The organism is Acinetobacter sp. ANC 5378, from assembly GCF_013004315.1.
GTDB lineage: Bacteria > Pseudomonadota > Gammaproteobacteria > Pseudomonadales > Moraxellaceae > Acinetobacter.
Genome location: NZ_JABERK010000073.1, coordinates 1 through 16072, shown reverse-complemented (window position 1 = coordinate 16072; position 16072 = coordinate 1). Strand labels below are relative to the sequence as shown.

17 protein-coding genes are annotated in these 16072 nt (G+C 39.3%); 8 read left to right on the top strand and 9 right to left on the bottom strand.

Annotated features, from left to right (window positions below; all coding sequences use genetic code 11):
• Positions 1-156: 156 nt before the first annotated feature.
• The 4 genes from oxyR to rubA form a co-directional block, all read right to left on the bottom strand.
• Positions 157-1062 carry a LysR family transcriptional regulator OxyR gene (oxyR, locus tag HLH16_RS14285; RefSeq protein WP_131292199.1) on the bottom strand — a complete coding sequence of 302 codons (906 nt, stop codon included), beginning with the start codon at positions 1060-1062 and terminating at the stop codon, positions 157-159.
• A 6-nt stretch (positions 1063-1068) separates the two neighbouring features.
• Entirely contained in the window at positions 1069-2013 is a 945-nt protein-coding gene (gene estB, locus HLH16_RS14280; protein ID WP_131292197.1) for an esterase EstB, read from the bottom strand.
• Between the two features lie 56 nt (positions 2014-2069).
• The gene (locus tag HLH16_RS14275; RefSeq protein WP_131292195.1) at positions 2070-3248 is read right to left on the bottom strand and encodes an NAD(P)/FAD-dependent oxidoreductase; all 1179 of its coding nucleotides are present in this window, start codon (positions 3246-3248) and stop codon (positions 2070-2072) included.
• A gap of 69 nt (positions 3249-3317) precedes the next feature.
• Positions 3318-3482 (bottom strand): rubredoxin RubA, encoded by a 165-nt coding sequence (gene rubA / locus HLH16_RS14270; protein WP_067723781.1) that lies wholly within the window; start codon positions 3480-3482, stop codon positions 3318-3320.
• Positions 3483-4015: 533 nt separating this feature from the next.
• Here rubA and HLH16_RS14265 point away from each other — a divergent pair.
• On the top strand, positions 4016-4558 hold the full coding sequence (locus HLH16_RS14265) for an adenine phosphoribosyltransferase (RefSeq protein WP_131292193.1): 543 nt from the start codon (positions 4016-4018) through the stop codon (positions 4556-4558).
• Between the two features lie 44 nt (positions 4559-4602).
• On the opposite strand, the gene HLH16_RS14260 is transcribed toward HLH16_RS14265, so the two are convergent.
• The gene (locus HLH16_RS14260; protein ID WP_131292191.1) at positions 4603-5109 is read right to left on the bottom strand and encodes a YqiA/YcfP family alpha/beta fold hydrolase; all 507 of its coding nucleotides are present in this window, start codon (positions 5107-5109) and stop codon (positions 4603-4605) included.
• Positions 5110-5409: 300 nt separating this feature from the next.
• On the opposite strand from HLH16_RS14260, the gene HLH16_RS14255 reads away from it, so the two are divergent.
• Together HLH16_RS14255 and lysS are read left to right on the top strand one after the other, a co-directional pair.
• Positions 5410-5847 carry an SRPBCC family protein gene (locus tag HLH16_RS14255; protein ID WP_131292189.1) on the top strand — a complete coding sequence of 146 codons (438 nt, stop codon included), beginning with the start codon at positions 5410-5412 and terminating at the stop codon, positions 5845-5847.
• Between the two features lie 125 nt (positions 5848-5972).
• Entirely contained in the window at positions 5973-7499 is a 1527-nt protein-coding gene (gene lysS, locus HLH16_RS14250) for a lysine--tRNA ligase (RefSeq protein WP_171529842.1), read from the top strand.
• A 376-nt stretch (positions 7500-7875) separates the two neighbouring features.
• Here lysS and trpS read toward each other — a convergent pair whose 3' ends face one another.
• Positions 7876-8889, bottom strand: a complete 1014-nt coding sequence (trpS, locus tag HLH16_RS14245; RefSeq protein WP_086193664.1) for a tryptophan--tRNA ligase — start codon at positions 8887-8889, stop codon at positions 7876-7878.
• A 196-nt stretch (positions 8890-9085) separates the two neighbouring features.
• Here trpS and HLH16_RS14240 point away from each other — a divergent pair, with 196 nt between their 5' ends.
• Together HLH16_RS14240 and ypfJ are read left to right on the top strand one after the other, a co-directional pair.
• Entirely contained in the window at positions 9086-10012 is a 927-nt protein-coding gene (locus HLH16_RS14240) for a DUF808 domain-containing protein (RefSeq protein ID WP_171529841.1), read from the top strand.
• 51 nt (positions 10013-10063) lie between these two features.
• Positions 10064-10969, top strand: coding sequence for a KPN_02809 family neutral zinc metallopeptidase (gene ypfJ, locus HLH16_RS14235; protein WP_171529840.1), 906 nt, complete (start codon positions 10064-10066; stop codon positions 10967-10969).
• Between the two features lie 44 nt (positions 10970-11013).
• Here ypfJ and HLH16_RS14230 read toward each other — a convergent pair whose 3' ends face one another.
• The gene (locus HLH16_RS14230; RefSeq protein ID WP_171529839.1) at positions 11014-11571 is read right to left on the bottom strand and encodes a hypothetical protein; all 558 of its coding nucleotides are present in this window, start codon (positions 11569-11571) and stop codon (positions 11014-11016) included.
• A 235-nt stretch (positions 11572-11806) separates the two neighbouring features.
• Between HLH16_RS14230 and HLH16_RS14225 the strand changes: the two genes are divergently transcribed.
• Both HLH16_RS14225 and HLH16_RS14220 read left to right on the top strand, forming a co-directional pair.
• Positions 11807-13306 (top strand): cation:proton antiporter, encoded by a 1500-nt coding sequence (locus tag HLH16_RS14225; protein ID WP_171529838.1) that lies wholly within the window; start codon positions 11807-11809, stop codon positions 13304-13306.
• Positions 13307-13387: 81 nt separating this feature from the next.
• Positions 13388-13723 carry an MGMT family protein gene (locus tag HLH16_RS14220; RefSeq protein ID WP_171529837.1) on the top strand — a complete coding sequence of 112 codons (336 nt, stop codon included), beginning with the start codon at positions 13388-13390 and terminating at the stop codon, positions 13721-13723.
• A 72-nt stretch (positions 13724-13795) separates the two neighbouring features.
• Here the strand turns inward: HLH16_RS14220 and HLH16_RS14215 are convergent, their stop codons facing one another.
• The gene (locus tag HLH16_RS14215) at positions 13796-14236 is read right to left on the bottom strand and encodes a universal stress protein (protein ID WP_131292175.1); all 441 of its coding nucleotides are present in this window, start codon (positions 14234-14236) and stop codon (positions 13796-13798) included.
• 323 nt (positions 14237-14559) lie between these two features.
• Between HLH16_RS14215 and HLH16_RS14210 the strand changes: the two genes are divergently transcribed.
• The gene (locus HLH16_RS14210; RefSeq protein WP_171529836.1) at positions 14560-15165 is read left to right on the top strand and encodes a P-loop NTPase fold protein; all 606 of its coding nucleotides are present in this window, start codon (positions 14560-14562) and stop codon (positions 15163-15165) included.
• Between the two features lie 89 nt (positions 15166-15254).
• Here the strand turns inward: HLH16_RS14210 and HLH16_RS14205 are convergent, their stop codons facing one another.
• Complete coding sequence (locus HLH16_RS14205; RefSeq protein WP_171529843.1) at positions 15255-15875, bottom strand: CatB-related O-acetyltransferase; 621 nt, start codon at positions 15873-15875, stop codon at positions 15255-15257.
• Positions 15876-16072: the final 197 nt, after the last annotated feature.

Here is a 16072-nt window from a genome sequence, read left to right as displayed (position 1 = left end):
GATCCAAGTAAATCTGTTTGAGAGAAAAACCTTAAAAGCTTTATTCATGCCCGATAAAATACCGATAAAACAAAAGGAAGCTCAATTGAGCCTCCTTTTATGAAAAATTGTGGGACAGCAGTGGAGCAATTGCTCCTTTTAATATATGGCTTGTTTTTAATGCAGATTTTGCGTGATTTTTTGCAAGATTTGCAATAACACATCAAATTCACTTTGCAATGGCGTGCTCTTACGCGTGACCAAAGCGAGCGTGCGACTTGGTGCAGCTTCAATAGATTTAACCACTAAATCTGGGTTCGCTTTAATCATATTGGTATGAATTGCAATTTCAGGAAGCAGGGTAAAGCCTAAATCAGCAGAGACCATTTCAACCAATGTAGGTAGTGAACTTGCTTTTAAACGATGATCATTTTTACGTTCGCCAATTGGGCATGCACTTAAAACATGATTACGTAAACAGTGACCTTCTTCAAGTAACACTAAACGTGATAAATCTAAATCATCTAGAACTTTGGCATTGTGCGCATTTTGATCGGCTTTATGGTGAACTAAATAAAGATTTTCTTTAGCGATTTCAGCAACTTTTAAACCACGAGTGTCAAAAGGTAGTGCCAAAACGATCATGTCCAGATTGCCGTGTTCTAGTTTTTCGACAATTTTTTCGCTTTGGGCTTCATGTAAATGCAATTGAATTTTAGGAAGCTGTTTATGCACTTCATCTAAAAGTTGCGACAAAATGAAAGGTGCAATGGTGGGGATAATCCCTAAATGTAAATCACCAGTTAAAGGCTCGCTCATCTCACGACTTAATCGCATCAAGTCTTGAGCATCAGCCAATAAAACACGGGCTCGAGCAACAACCTGTTCTCCTAGCGGAGTTAAACGTACATTTTGGCGGTCGCGTTCAACGAGGACTCCACCTAACAAACGCTCTAACTCCATGATCCCGCCTGACAAAGTCGATTGGGTCACAAATGAACGGCGCGCAGCTTCAGTAAAATGTAGCGTTTCAGACAGTGTAACGAGGTATGACAGCTGTCTTAAAGAGGGTAATGCAGCCATAGTGTCCTAATGTTTTGATTTAAAGTGATCAGCAAATAATCCGCTAAGATATGGAATAAAATGCGGAGGCATATCATGCCCCATTCCATCAATTAATTCAAACTTAGCATCTGTAATTGCCTTTGCAACTGCTTTGCCATGACTCGGTGGCAGTAAACGATCACGAGAGCCATGTACCACAAGGGTAGGTTGCTGAATTTGCTTACTCAATTGTAGCAAAGAACCGGTACATAATATTGCTAAAAATTGTTGAAGTACACCTGCTGGATAATAACTTCGCTGATATAATTTACGTGCGGTCTGAATAATCTCAATTTGGTTGATATATCCAGGTGAACCAATAATGTTAAAAACTTTCACGCTATGATTGACAATGCCTTCTTCATCAGTCGATTCAGGTCGACCGATCAGGCTTAAAAGCTGTCTTGGAAAAGGCGGTGGTAATAACGGCTGATTGTTACTGGTAAACATTAACCCCAGATTGCTGACTTTTTGAGGATGTCGGGCTGCCAGAATCTGTGCAATCATGCCACCCATTGAAGCACCAATCACAGAAACTTGCTCTAATCCCAGATGATCAATCAGTAATGCGGCATCTTCAGCCATATCATATAAATCATAAGGCGCACCTTGATTATCTAAGCCTAAAGCAAAGCGACCCATCAGTTTTAAGGTATTGAGGCGTGGACCTGAATGACGGATTTTTGAAGACAATCCAATGTCACGGTTATCAAAACGAATGACACGATAACCTTGGTCAATCAGTGATTTACAGAAAAAATCGGGCCAAAACAACATCTGTGCACCTAAACCCATAATCAGCATGATTGCAGGATGTTCAGGATTTCCACCCATTTCAACATGCAGCTCTATTCCATTGCTTAAAGTCACTTTAGTTTCGTGCATGAAAGAAGTATAGGGAGAGCCTGTAAAATTGAGTGCGCTATTCATTGTTGTTTTCCTAAAAAAGGACATTCTGTTGAAAAAATGTCCTTTGTATTAAAACCTTAAACTGCTGCAGGAATCAAGTCAGGTACAAGTTTAGTTAGAGCTAAACGTTGTTTTGCCGCAGTAGCACCTAATAGAACAAAACCACGCAAGGTATTTTGACTATCTAAAGCTTTGGCAATCATGCCATCTTCAAGCTCTTCTCTATCCCAGGTCACATCCACACCCATTGGTGCAGGAAGTACGGTCAGGGGGGCAGCAGGAGTTTTAACGGCAACAGGCATCGCTGGATAATGAACATGCGTTTGTTCACCATTTAAAGTTTTCGCTAATGCACGTGCTTGCTGCATGATCGGCATGACATACGGCAAGAGCAAACCGTTCACTTCTGCACAGTCACCAATCGCATAGATATCGGCTTGATTGGTTTCTAAATGACCATTGGTCAAAATACCGCGACTGCAGTGAATATCAGCAGCTTTTGCCAACTCTAAATTCGGCTGTAAGCCAATCGCAGAAAGTACAACATCCGCTATAACAGATTGACCATTGGCTAAAGTAATCTGATAGTCACCCTTTTCAACTTTAATCACTTTTTCAACGGTTGTACCCAGTACAAAGTGGATGCCAATGTCTTCAAGTTTTTCCTGGAAAGAAGCCGCAACATAATCAGGAATAAGACGCCCTAAAGGTTGCGCAGCTAAATCAATCACCGTCACTTGGTGTTCTGTGTTTTGTAAGTCATTGGCAAATTCACAGCCAATCAGACCTGCACCCAGAATCACCACACGTTTATCATGATGTTGATCCAGATTTTTACGGAAGGCTTTGTAGTCATCCAAATTGTTGACCACGTGAATGTCATCACTGCCATCGCCGGCAATCGCTAAGCGAACCGGATTTGCACCCACAGCTAGAACCAGCTTTGAATAGGGTTGAGTCGTTTGTTGTCCATCTTTCTCTAAAACGAGTTGATGTTGGGCAGCTTGAATTTCTTTCACCCAAGTATGCGCTTCAATACGCATCTTCAGTTGATCACTCATTTTGCTGGCATCACCTAAAGCAATTTGCTCAGGTGCTTTTTTTCCGGCTAAAGCATTAGACAGCGTGGGTTTAGCATAGTTTACCGCATCATCTGCACAAATCATGACCAGTTCATGCTCGGGATTTAGCTTACGAAACTCACGCGCTGCAGTATATCCTGCCATACCCGAACCAATGATGACGATAGGATGCATAGTTTTCTCCAAACTGTTTTCTATAAGACCTAAAAAAAGACCATTCATTATGGTCTTTGGTATCAATTGTTAGAATTCAACCATTTCAAAATCAACTTTTGATACACCACAGTCCGGGCAGGTCCAGTCATCTGGGATATCTTCCCATTTTGTACCTGCGACAATACCATCTTGTGGCCAACCTTCAGCTTCGTCATAAATCCATCCACAAACGATGCATTGATACTTTTTCATTTGACTCTCCAAAACACTGACTTTTTAAAAAGTGAAGTCAGTAAAATCCCATACACAGCATGACTCTAGTGATATGACTTTCAAGGTACATATTCAGTCAAATTTTTACGCAGTTCTAGCGTTAATGTAAAGCGAATATCCGAGTTTAATTGGTGAATTTGAAACCAGAATTGCATAGCAGGACAAAACTTGGCATAAAAATAGGTAAATATGATTTTTGTCTCACAATTTAAACTGAATCTGAATTTTAAAATATCTATAAATTAGCGCTGGGTTGAGAAGCACAAGAAATGACTTTATCCAGCTGAAAAGTCAGGTTTAGACTAAGGTCGGGGAGCAAAAATAAGCAGAGTTTGTTAGTTTATGATCAGATAAATCTATATCTAATATTTATTTAAAAAATGAACATAATTAAATCAATTACTTATGATTTACTAACCTGTTTTTCTACCTTATAGGTGTGCTCATTTACTGGTCATGAACGATATAAAGCGTTAAAATTGATATATTCTCCTTTAAATTACTTTTCTCCCATGAGCAATTTGTCTACAACTTTGTGGTCTCACATTCGTACTGTCCAAGATTTCCCTAAACCGGGTATTTGCTTCTTCGATTTAACCCCATTATTCATGAGTAATATTGGGCCGTTAACCGATGCTTTAATTGCCAGTATTCCTGCTGAAAAACTGGAACAAGTAGACAGTTTTGTTGCTGTAGAAGCACGTGGTTTTGTACTTGCAAGTTTGTTGGCTCAGCGTTTGGGCAAAGGCTTATTACTTGTTCGTAAAGCAGGGAAATTACCACCACCGGTTGTGGGTGTAGGGTATAGCCTGGAATATGGTATGGACCGTTTGGAAATGTCAGCGAATATCGAAGCACAAAAAATTATTATTGTGGATGATGTTTTGGCAACTGGCGGTACTTTAAAAGCGGTGAAACAGCTGGTAGACAAATGCAATCATGAAATTTTGGGAGCGAGCATTTTCCTTGATTTACCTGATTTGCACAGTGACTTAGGTTTAGATATTTGGTCTGTGTTGGATGATAAATCTCAGCCAGAACAAGAAGTCGCTTAATCGATTTCATGAAATAAAAAAGCCTTGGTTAAACCAAGGCTTTTTTATTTTTTTAGAAAATGCGTTTGCATATGTTGAATTAAACCATTGATGTTTTCTGGACTGGCTAAACGGTGATGTCCACCTTCTAAGGCTTGAACGATCATATAGGGTTCGAGCTGTTCTTGAACGGCATACATATCCAGTATTTCATCGCCTAATTCTAAATAGGCAATTTGCGCAATGTCATGTTCCAGATCTTCTTCATTAATTGGAGGGTAGTCTTCACGAAAATTTGGACTTAAGCTTGGATTGGCAATCACCGTTGGAATTTTACATAAGGCCGACATTTTTAATGCCCAATACGCGCCTAAGCTGTGTCCGACTAGAATTTCAGGTTTAATTTTGGCAATAATATCGCGATAAAAATCAGCGACAGTTTGAAAATTTAGATTGCGATAATCTATATCGATGCAATATTTTTGATTGGCATCAATGGCATGGAAGTTAGTGGATTCACGAGAGGAATCTAATCCATGTAAAAATAAGATTTTCGAAGTGCATGTATTCATTGTTTTATAGTTCACACTGTTTTTTTCACAAAGATGGAAAAAGTTGAATAGTTTCCTTTTCAACCATTTTGCTCAAATTATTGTAGGTGACTATGAGGAATAAGGAAGTTAGCTTTTGGTCTAAGGCATGAATTCAAGCAAACCCAATAAAGCCACTTACAAAATAAATTATTGTTTAAAAATATAGAGATAAAAGAATAAAATTGTTTATCTCATAAGCAATAACAAAAGCTGCGTATCATGCAAAAATAAATTTGGATAGCTTGGTATTTATAAGATGAATTTGAGCGGGGTGAGCCTATGGAAATTTTAAATTATGAAATTTTGATTAACGCTTCCCCACAAAAGGTTTGGCGGATTTTGTGGGATCCAGACACTTATACCGAATGGACACAATATTTTGCTCCGGGCTCATCTATGCATTCCGATTGGCAAGTGAATGGACAAACTGTTTTTCTCGATGCCAATGGCGATGGCATGATTTCGACCATTACCGAACTCGAAGAATTTAAACTCGTGACTTTTAAACACCTGGGTATGCTGGAAGATGGAATTGAGGATTTAGACAGTGAAGACGTGAAAAAGTGGAGTGGTGTTTTAGAAAAGTATGTTCTTAAGGATTTAAATGGATCAACCAAGCTGAGCGTAGAACTGGAAACCTCCAAACAACATGTAGAATTGGTGAATAATGGCTTAAAAAAAGGCTTTGAGATTGTCAAACAATTAGCCGAAGCTTAAAATATAAATCAGAGAAAGTGCTGTTTAGCAAATCAATGCTTTTGTTTGGCAATAAGTCATACGAAATTTTTGCTAAATCTGCTATCCTATGCAACTTCCGTTTTTTACACATATTCGAGGCAGAGATGACGCAACATAACGCTCAATCGACTTCTGAACCACAAATTTCCGAAAACGATTTAATTGCACAGCGTCATGCCAAGTTAAAGCATATTGAAAAACACGCTAAGGAAAAGGGAACCAGCCCTTGGCCGAACACATTCAAGCGTGAACATTACGCTCAAGACTTACAAGAACAATTTGCTGATAAGTCTAAAGAAGAAATTGAAGCTGGTGAAAAGGTTTATGTAAAAGTTGCTGGTCGTGTGATGTTGAACCGTGGTTCATTCATCGTGATTCAAGACATGACTGGTCGTATTCAACTGTATGTTGCACGTAAAGAATTAGATCCAGAAGTCCTGGCGACCATTAAAGGTTTAGACCTTGGCGATATTATTGCGGTTGAAGGTTATATTGGTCGTTCGGGTAAAGGCGATCTGTATGTTCATATCGAATATTTCGAGCTTTTAACCAAATCACTTCGTCCACTTCCAGACAAATTCCATGGTTTAAGCGATACAGAAATGAAGTATCGTAAACGCTATCTTGATTTGATGGTGAACGACGAAACACGTAAAACTTTTGAAATTCGTGCCAAAGTGGTTGCGGGTATGCGTGAGTATTTAGCCAATGAACGCTTCATGGAAGTTGAAACTCCAATGATGCATGTGATTCCGGGTGGTGCTTCTGCGCGTCCATTTGAAACACATCATAATGCGCTTGATATGCCTTTGTTCTTACGTATTGCGCCTGAGCTTTACTTAAAACGTTTGGTTGTGGGTGGTTTTGAACGTGTATTCGAAATTAACCGTAACTTCCGTAATGAAGGTGTTTCGACTCGTCATAACCCAGAATTCACCATGATCGAATTCTACCAAGCCTATGCCGATTACAAAGACTTGATGGCTTTGACTGAAAATATGCTTGAAAAATTAGCGATCGACATTTTGGGTACGACAGATGTGCCTTATCAAGGTGAAGTATTCAGCTTCAAAGGCCCATTCAAAAAAATCTCAATGGTTGATGCGATTCTTGAACATAACCCACAATTCACAGCAGAAAATGTGGCTGATCGTGAATTCTTGGCTAAATTTATTCAGGAAGAATTGAAAGAAAAAGTAAAACCTGGTTTTGGTCTAGGCAAACTTCAAACCATCGTATTTGAAGAAACGGTTGAGACCAAACTTCGTCAACCTACTTTCATTACAGAATACCCGGCGGAAACTTCACCGCTTGCACGTCGCAATGACACCAATTCACACATTACAGACCGTTTTGAGTTCTTTATTGGTGGTCGTGAATTGGCGAATGGTTTCTCGGAATTAAATGACCCGATTGACCAGGCTGAACGTTTCCAAGCGCAAGTTGCCGAGAAAGATGCCGGTGATGATGAAGCGATGCATTACGATGCGGACTTCATTGAAGCACTTGAATATGGTCTTCCTCCAACAGCGGGTGAAGGTATTGGTATTGACCGCTTAGTGATGTTATTTGCTGATGCAGCAAGTATCCGTGACGTGATTTTATTCCCGCATATGCGTCATAAAAACTAAGTTGTGTTGAAATAAAAAACCCGCTTTAGAGCGGTTTTTTTATTTCAAAGACAGAATAAATGCCAATCTTAATCAGTATGATGATATTCATTGGAATTATAGAAATTTGAGACAAAAAAATACGCAATGATTGGGGTGACCACTGCGTAGAACAACGAATCTGTTTGCACAGTTTCGGTTAAGGAGAATGTTAGAACTCTAATGAGGTCTAAGCATTGAGAGTATAATAAAATGAATGATGAGTCATTTCATGAGGCTTTGAGTAAAGTTGTGTTAATTCAGGTTAATAACGATTGGTAAGTGTGATTTATTGCTCATTATTTTGGCATAAAAAAGCCCTTTTATTAAAAAAGGGCTTTTACTGTTTTAGGTGCTTTTAGAAGTGAAAAACACCTAATCCTGCTTTAACTTCATCCAGGGTTTGCTGGGTAATATCGCGACATTTATCGGTGCCGGTTTTTAAAATATCCATGATGTAATCAGGATCTTTTTGAAGCTCCATACGACGTTCGCGAATAGGCGTAATCAATTCTTTTAAAATTCCTTCAAGACGTTTTTTTACCGTACCATCACCTAAACCACCACGACGATAATGTGCTTTTAACTCTTCAAGTTCTTCTTTATTGGTATCGAAAGCATCCAAATAAGTAAATACCACGTTACCTTCAACCTGACCTGGATCTTCAACACGAAGATGGTTCGGGTCGGTATACATCGCATTGACTGCTTTTTTGATGTCTTTATCAGAAGCATCCAGCACAATGGTATTGCCTAAAGATTTAGACATTTTTGCCTTACCATCAAAACCAGGTAAACGACCTACATTTGAAAGCAGTGCTTTACATTCTGGAAGCAAGTCATGACCAATTTGACGGTTTAAACGACGTACAATTTCGTTGGTTTGTTCAATCATTGGAATCTGGTCTTCACCGACAGGGACAACCGTTGCTTTAAAAGCGGTGATGTCAGCGGCTTGTGCTACAGGGTAGCAAAGGAAACCAGCAGGAATATCACGTTCAAAACCACGCATCTGAATTTCAGATTTAATGGTCGGGTTACGCTCTAAACGTGACACAGTCACAAAGTTTAAATACAACATTGTCAGTTCATTCAATGCAGGCAAGCATGACTGAACACAAATCGTTGTTTTGGTTGGGTCAATACCCACGGCTAAATAGTCGGTTGCCACTTCAATAATATTGCGACGTACTTTCTCGAAGTTATCTGCGTTATCTGTTAAAGCTTGAGCATCAGCAAGAAGGAGATGTTGATGGTGAGAATCCTGTAAACCTACGCGTGAACGTAAAGAACCCACAAAATGACCTAAATGAAGTTGTCCGGTTGGGCGGTCGCCAGTCAAAATAACAGGACGATTGTCTTGATTACTCATTATCTCTCTATTCCAAAGTAGTTAGTACTACACGTATATGCTGATGAATGGCCTTATTGTACGGCATAATGTTTTTGAATGTCAGGCACAATGAAAACACAACATAGAAAAAATAAGAACAATTTAATGAAGTTGATACAGTTTTTTTAAATATTTATCTTTAAAATGCAAGATAGAAACTTTAAGGAAAACAAGAATGGCGAGTAGCTTGTTAATATTATTAGATGATATTGCGACCGTTTTAGACGACGTTGCTGTCATGAGTAAAATGGCAGCCAAAAAAACTGCTGGGGTATTGGGAGATGATCTGGCACTCAATGCTCAACAGGTGAGTGGTGTGCGTGCGGAGCGTGAACTTCCTGTGGTTTGGGGCGTTGCCAAAGGTTCTTTCGTTAATAAGCTGATTCTTGTTCCTCTAGCCTTGCTGATTAGTGTGGTCGCACCGTGGCTGATCAATCCGTTATTGATGATTGGTGGTTTGTTTCTATGTTATGAAGGCGTGGAAAAAGTGCTGCACAGTTTGCAGCATAAAAAAGCCAAGACCGAAGAGGCTGCTGAAGCGGAATTAACCGCCATTGAAACCGATTTAGCCAAGTTCGAGAAAGAAAAAGTCAAAGGTGCGATTCGTACCGACTTTATTTTGTCTGCTGAAATTGTGGTCATTTCCTTGGGCACAGTGGCGACTGCTGCTTTTGCTACTAAAGTCATGGTACTTTCAGCCATTGCAGTGGTAATGACGGTAGGTGTGTATGGTTTTGTTGCCATGATTGTCAAAATTGATGATCTGGGATTGTACTTAACTGAGCAGGCATCAAGTTTCAAGCAAAGCATTGGACGGGGTTTACTGGCTTTTGCACCAAAACTGATGAAAACCCTGACCATTGTCGGAACCATTGCGATGTTCCTGGTCGGTGGCGGGATTATTACCCATACCATTCCGTGGTTTCATCATTTAACTGAAAATTCTGTTGATCAAGTGCAACACATTCCAGCCATTGGAAATATTATCGGTGCATTGACGCCAACTTTAATCAATCTTGGCATTGGTTTTGTTGCGGGCTTATTGGTTTTATTGGTGGTTACAAGTATTCAAAAGTTTTGGCCGAAATCAAAACAGGCATAATCACAAAAGCTCGCTAAAATAAGCTAAAAGCCAACTATAAGGAATATCACTATGCGCTGGAAAGGACGTCGTGTAAGTTCAAATGTGGAAGACCGCCGCGGTGGAGCCGGAGCTAAAGCAGGTGGTATTAGTATTTTAGGCCTTATCGTTGCCTTTGTTGCCTGGAAATTTTTTGGTGTTGATCCTCAGCAAGCCTATCAGGCAACCAAGCAGGTCACTTTACAATCACAGCCGGCTGAAACCAGAGGTCTGGATAATCCCACCCCGGAACAGCAAGAAGCGATGGATTTTGTCGGGACGGTTTTGGCTGATACCGAAGATACCTGGACTCAAGTATTCCAGCAGCAATTGGACGCGCAGTATGTCGCCCCTAAACTGGTGATGTTTAGTGGCGTGGTGAATTCAGGCTGTGGTACGGCACAATCTGCGATGGGTCCTTTTTATTGTCCAGCAGATCAAAAAGTGTATATCGATACGACTTTCTTTAAAGATATGCGTCAGCAAATGGGTATTTCCGGTGAGCAGAACAGCACCGAACTTTCACGTCAAGATCAGGCAGGTGATTTTGCTCAAGCCTATGTGGTTGCGCATGAAGTAGGGCATCATCTGCAAACGCTGTTAGGTATTTCAGATCAAGTGCAAAAAGCCCGTGCTCAATCCAGTGCAGTACAAGGCAATCAACTCTCTGTACGTCAGGAATTACAAGCGGACTGCTTTGCAGGAATTTGGGCGCATCATAATCAGCAACGTACCCAATTCTTGGAACAAGGCGATATTGAAGAAGCGATGGATGCAGCGCATAAAATTGGTGATGACTATTTACAGAAACGTTCGACAGGACAGGTGGTTCCAGACAGCTTTACCCATGGCAGTAGTGAGCAGCGCATGAAATGGTTTCAAACAGGTTTGAAGTCAGGCCAGATCAATGATTGCGATACCTTCAATCAAGCCATTTAAATAGAATAAAAAGAGGATTTAAAATCCTCTTTTTATTTTGCTTTTTAGCGCGTTAAAAACTTTTTGAAATTGCGGATAATTCGAATGGAAACGTAAAGTGCCGCAAGGGCAAACAGAACAATACTAAAAACAATATATTTTAAACTGGCAATATCTGCCTGATAAAACTGCTGAATTTGTTGGGTAGAATAAGACCATTGTTGCTGCTTATGAGAGCGACTATCTTGATAACGGATATTTTCAATATAATCCTGCTGACCTACTTTTAACAAATCGAGCTGCTGGATTTGTCTGGTATGCAGCTGGTTATATTCATCGGTACAAATATCTTGCAGATAATGCTCGCAGTTTAATTTAGCAATATAACCATTCTGGGCAATCAAAATAAAAATCGCTTGATCCGGTCGCTTATTATTGGACACTAAAACCAGTTGTTCTTGATCGGTCGATTTGAGTGAGATGTGTTTTGCTTGCTGGAATTGCTGATCGGCTTGTAAAATTTCTTTGCTTTTTGAATAAGCACTGAAAAACAAAGCCAATGTAATGAGAAAAATGACAACTGCAAAAAAAAGTCGAAATATTGTTTTAACTGTTTGATGCATGAATAAATTCAACTTAATGTGGAGATTAAAGAAAGTGTTGCTACACTAAATGCTTAGATGTTTATCTATGTTAAATCATTGCTAAAAATATGTAAAAAAACTTAACTATTTTGTTTGCTCTACAAAAAATAGTTAAACTGATTCAGTTAATAAATGCTATCTAATGAAATATTTTACTTGGAAATAGTTGGATGAATTCGCTTTATTCCAATGCATCGCTAAAATTGGAACTTTAATGGGAAATTTCTTTTTTCTTCAGGTCTTTACTGTCATTTTTGCACTTTCTATTGCCACGACTATTTTTAATAAACGGATTTTGGGGTTCCCGCAAGCCATTGGTGTACCGATTGTCTCGGCGATCTTTGTCTTTATTTTACAATGGGGCGCGAGCTTACTCAGTGGTAATCAGTTTATAACAATTAACATTCACAATATTGAAGAAGCGGTTCGTCATATTGATTTTTATGACTTTTTAATTAATGGCGTGATTTGCTTTATCCTGACATCTTCCGCTTTAAAATTTAAAGTGTCCGATTTAAAAAGCCACTGGAAGCCGATTAGTATCTTGGCCAGTATTGCGCTGGTGCTTTGTGCAGTCTTTTTTGGCGTGACTTTATATGGATATCAATTCCTGATAGGCAAACATGTCGATTTACTGGTTTTGCTGTTATTAGGTGCTGCACTTGGGGCAACGGACCCGATTGGGGTGAAAGCTGTTTTAAGTTCGGTACGCGCACCGCATCATCTGATTGTGAAACTCGAAGGCGAGTCACTGTTTAATGATGCCATGTGTATCGCCGTGTTCATGACCTTACTGAATGTATTACAGGGCGAACACTTTACCATTATTGGTACTTTAGAAACCTTACTCTATGAGATTGTGGTTGCAATCATCATTGGTTGGGGCTTTGGTCTGGGTATTTTAAGATTGCTTCGTGGTAAACACGAAATGGAATCTTTAATCTTAACCACAGCATTATTGGCCTGTGGTTCATATTTAGTGGCTTTATTTGCGCATGCGTCTGCACCTATTGCCTGTGTGATTGGTGGTTTGGTGGTCGGGAACAAATGGAAAGAAATTTTACAAGAACGTGAAATTCGTGAAGTAAACCATTTTTGGCATACCGTTGAAGGCATTATCAATTCATTCCTGTTTACATTGATTGGTCTGGAACTGTTTATTCTAGATTTAAGCATCAGTTTGATTCTGGGAGGTATCGTCGCGTTCTTTATTCTGCATGCTTCGCGCTTTGCTGCAAACTATTTGTCATTTGCCTTTTTCCCTAGTTTTCGCAATAAAAGTTATAACGGCAGTTTGACCATTTTATCGTGGGGCGGGGTACGTGGAGGGATCTCACTTGCCCTGATCTTGGCGGTTGCGAACGTTCCTGAACTGAGTGAATATAGCAGTATCTTAATTGGTTATACCTTTATTGCGGTATTACTTTCCGGTGTAGTCTGTGGGCTGGGTTTGCCTGCTGTAATGAATGCGTTCTATTACAACCCGAATGAAGAGACGACGGGTTTTAAAGGTTGGTATCAACGCATGTGTCATAAAATGAACCGGAAAGGTTTCCAGTATATTGTCGGTGAGGATGCCAATGGTAATGAAACCATTACGGTTTATAACCCGGATGCCTTAATTGATGAAAAAGCTGAAGATGGGGTTGCTGTTATGCATAATCCGGAAAAGGTACAGGTCGTAAAACGCTTAGAAAGTCCAGATAATTTCTAATCGTAAATCCCTAATAAAAGAAGCCTTTTAAAGGGCTTTTTTATGCTCGAAAGTTTAAATTGGATGATTTAAGGATAATCTATGCCACAATATTCCAGTGTTTCTAGTGATGAATTAGCCCGTCAAATCTTGCAGGTGGTTGCTCTCATTCCTTATGGAAAAGTGGCTTCATACGGACAAATCGCAAAGATGGCAGGGTTGCCGAAACATGCGCGTTTAGTGGGTTATGTTTTAAAGCATCTGGATGCTGATGCAAAAATTCCTTGGCATCGAGTGATAAATTCGCAAGGGAAAATTAGCCTAAGTAAATTGGATGATCGTGGTGACAATATTCAACGCTTGAAATTATTGGAAGAAGGCGTGATGGTGATTGGAGATAAGATTAATTTAAAACAATATCAATGGATGAATGATTGATAACAGCAATAAATGCTCTGGAGTTAGTGATTTCCCACCTTTAGAAAAAGATGGGAAAGGGTCGAGGGGAAATTATTCACGCACAATAAGTACAGGAATATGTGATTCACCCAATAGGCTTTGTGCGACACTGCCGAGGAATAGTTTTTTGAAGCCGGTACGACCATGAGAACCAATGATAATCAGGTCTGCATGACTGTCTTCTGCAGCTTTGACAATTTCACGATGAACCACTTGTCCTTCCAGTAGTTTTGTTTCTACTTCAACTCCTTGTTCATGAAACTTTGCTTTTGCAGCCTCAAGCGACTCTACAATTGCTGTACGAGCGCGTTCAATTAAATCATTTGTTTGATTGGCCGAGATATATTCCGCTGCGATATAAGGGTCGAGTGATAAAACTTGAACCACTGTAACTTTACTGCCAAATGCTTTAGCAAACTCAACTGCTTTTGCTACCGCTGCATATGCAGTTTCTGAACCGTCAACTGGAACAAGGATATTGTGATAAGCCATGGGGAATTTCTCCTTATAATCATTACTTAAATAGATGCTTTTAGCATTATGATTTATTGTGTATTAAAACAGGTTAAAACTTGATGCTAGTTGTATTTCCGGTAAAACAAAACCTAGTAATTTCATAGGGATATTTTACTTCCCCAAAAGATTTTATAATTTAATCTAACATGGATTGGTTGGGAAATTAGAGGGTTTAAAACTAAAGTATGATGAAATTGTAAGCAGATTTTTAATTTGAAATTATATGTAAAAAAATAGGCAAACTGCCTTTGAGAATTGTCATATCATATGTGTAGTAACTTATTAATAATGAATTAGAAATGACTGAAATAAAGCAATTGAATTGGCAACGCGATAATTTTGAAAATATTGAAGAAGCGTGGGAAGGCGATCTTTGGGAGAGACAGCGTTTAGGAATTCAGCTTACAAATTATGTTGATCGTTTGCAGTGTGGTGCTGTATTGGCATTGGATGCACGTTGGGGTGAAGGTAAAACGTGGTTTGTACGGCATTGGGCAAAGTATTTAGATGATACTCAGCATAACGTGATTTATTTGGATGCTTTTGCGAATGATTATCTTGATGATCCTTTTCTAACAATTGCAGCAGAGATTAGTCAAGCTTTTAAAGGCTCTAATGAAATCGATGCTGAAGAGATTGAAGACTTTAATTCAAAGACAGCTTCAGTATTAATTTCTTTAGCTTCGATTATTCCTATGATTGCTGCTCGTGCAGGCTTACATATGATTGGTTTGGGTGCTTTAGGTGAAGCTGCTCAGCAAACTTATAAGGAGGGGAAAGAGTTATATGATTTAGCAAGCGACCAAATTACAGAAAAAGTAAAAGAAAAAATAGAGGAGAAGATTAATAGTCATCATATTGAGAAAGAAACGATTCAAGATTTTAAAAATGAATTGAGCCTGTAAATTATTTTGTGTAAGTTCCATTTTTTATAAATGATCTTTTAATCGATCATCGAACTGAATCGTAAACCAATTCCATAAAGGGCTTTAATTTATAATAGATTAAAATATTGTACTAATTTTTCTACATCATCCGTCTGCAACTGCTCACGCATCTTTAAAAACTGCTTTTCATCTAAATCATACAACTTAAGTGAAAGCAGTTTTTGGATATCTTCTTCAGGAAAGCGATATTTAATAATTTGGGCAGGTATGCCACCTACAACTGCATAAGGTGGCACATCTTTTGTGACCACAGCACCAGTTGCAACGACTGCGCCTTCGCCTAGCTTCACACCCTGCATAATCATGGCGCGTGAGCCAATCCAGCAGCCATCTCCAATAACTGTATTGCCAGCAGGGACAAAACTGCGTGTATCGAACGGAAAAGCTGAAATCCAGTCAGTACGGTGTAATTGGTTGCCACCCATCATAATCACGCATTCAGCGCCAAAACAGACGAAATTGCCGATATAAAGCTGATCAATCGGCTTCTCTGGCGTTGCAGGTTTTTCATGTAAATAACGCACCACACAACGCTCAAAACCCTGATCCCAATAAGCGCTGTAATAACTGTAATTTCCCTTAATGTGAATATTCGGATTTTTCACCGTTTTAGAGATGAATTCGAATTCACACCAGTGTTTGACAGGGGAATTGATCAGATTATCCATAGAGAAATTTGCGGTGTGGGAGGTTGAGGGATTATAGCTGAATTTCATAACCTCTCCCTAGCCCTCTCCTTTAAGGCATAGGTATCTACACATCTTTAGGTACCTAATGCAATTGTTGCGATTTCATTCAGTTCATCTATTGAATATTCTGAGAGCAGTTGAAGAGTGTTCAGTAAAATCGAAAGTCCTGCCAATAT

Bases quoted from the DNA above. Each gene is read 5' to 3' on its own strand.
- oxyR (WP_131292199.1), bottom strand. From the start codon at position 1,062: ATGGCTGCATTACCCTCTTTAAGACAGCTGTCATACCTCGTTACACTG.
- estB (WP_131292197.1), bottom strand. From the start codon at position 2,013: ATGAATAGCGCACTCAATTTTACAGGCTCTCCCTATACTTCTTTCATG.
- HLH16_RS14275 (WP_131292195.1), bottom strand. From the start codon at position 3,248: ATGCATCCTATCGTCATCATTGGTTCGGGTATGGCAGGATATACTGCA.
- rubA (WP_067723781.1), bottom strand. From the start codon at position 3,482: ATGAAAAAGTATCAATGCATCGTTTGTGGATGGATTTATGACGAAGCT.
- HLH16_RS14265 (WP_131292193.1), top strand. From the start codon at position 4,016: ATGAGCAATTTGTCTACAACTTTGTGGTCTCACATTCGTACTGTCCAA.
- HLH16_RS14260 (WP_131292191.1), bottom strand. From the start codon at position 5,109: ATGAATACATGCACTTCGAAAATCTTATTTTTACATGGATTAGATTCC.
- HLH16_RS14255 (WP_131292189.1), top strand. From the start codon at position 5,410: ATGGAAATTTTAAATTATGAAATTTTGATTAACGCTTCCCCACAAAAG.
- lysS (WP_171529842.1), top strand. From the start codon at position 5,973: ATGACGCAACATAACGCTCAATCGACTTCTGAACCACAAATTTCCGAA.
- trpS (WP_086193664.1), bottom strand. From the start codon at position 8,889: ATGAGTAATCAAGACAATCGTCCTGTTATTTTGACTGGCGACCGCCCA.
- HLH16_RS14240 (WP_171529841.1), top strand. From the start codon at position 9,086: ATGGCGAGTAGCTTGTTAATATTATTAGATGATATTGCGACCGTTTTA.
- ypfJ (WP_171529840.1), top strand. From the start codon at position 10,064: ATGCGCTGGAAAGGACGTCGTGTAAGTTCAAATGTGGAAGACCGCCGC.
- HLH16_RS14230 (WP_171529839.1), bottom strand. From the start codon at position 11,571: ATGCATCAAACAGTTAAAACAATATTTCGACTTTTTTTTGCAGTTGTC.
- HLH16_RS14225 (WP_171529838.1), top strand. From the start codon at position 11,807: ATGGGAAATTTCTTTTTTCTTCAGGTCTTTACTGTCATTTTTGCACTT.
- HLH16_RS14220 (WP_171529837.1), top strand. From the start codon at position 13,388: ATGCCACAATATTCCAGTGTTTCTAGTGATGAATTAGCCCGTCAAATC.
- HLH16_RS14215 (WP_131292175.1), bottom strand. From the start codon at position 14,236: ATGGCTTATCACAATATCCTTGTTCCAGTTGACGGTTCAGAAACTGCA.
- HLH16_RS14210 (WP_171529836.1), top strand. From the start codon at position 14,560: ATGACTGAAATAAAGCAATTGAATTGGCAACGCGATAATTTTGAAAAT.
- HLH16_RS14205 (WP_171529843.1), bottom strand. From the start codon at position 15,875: ATGGATAATCTGATCAATTCCCCTGTCAAACACTGGTGTGAATTCGAA.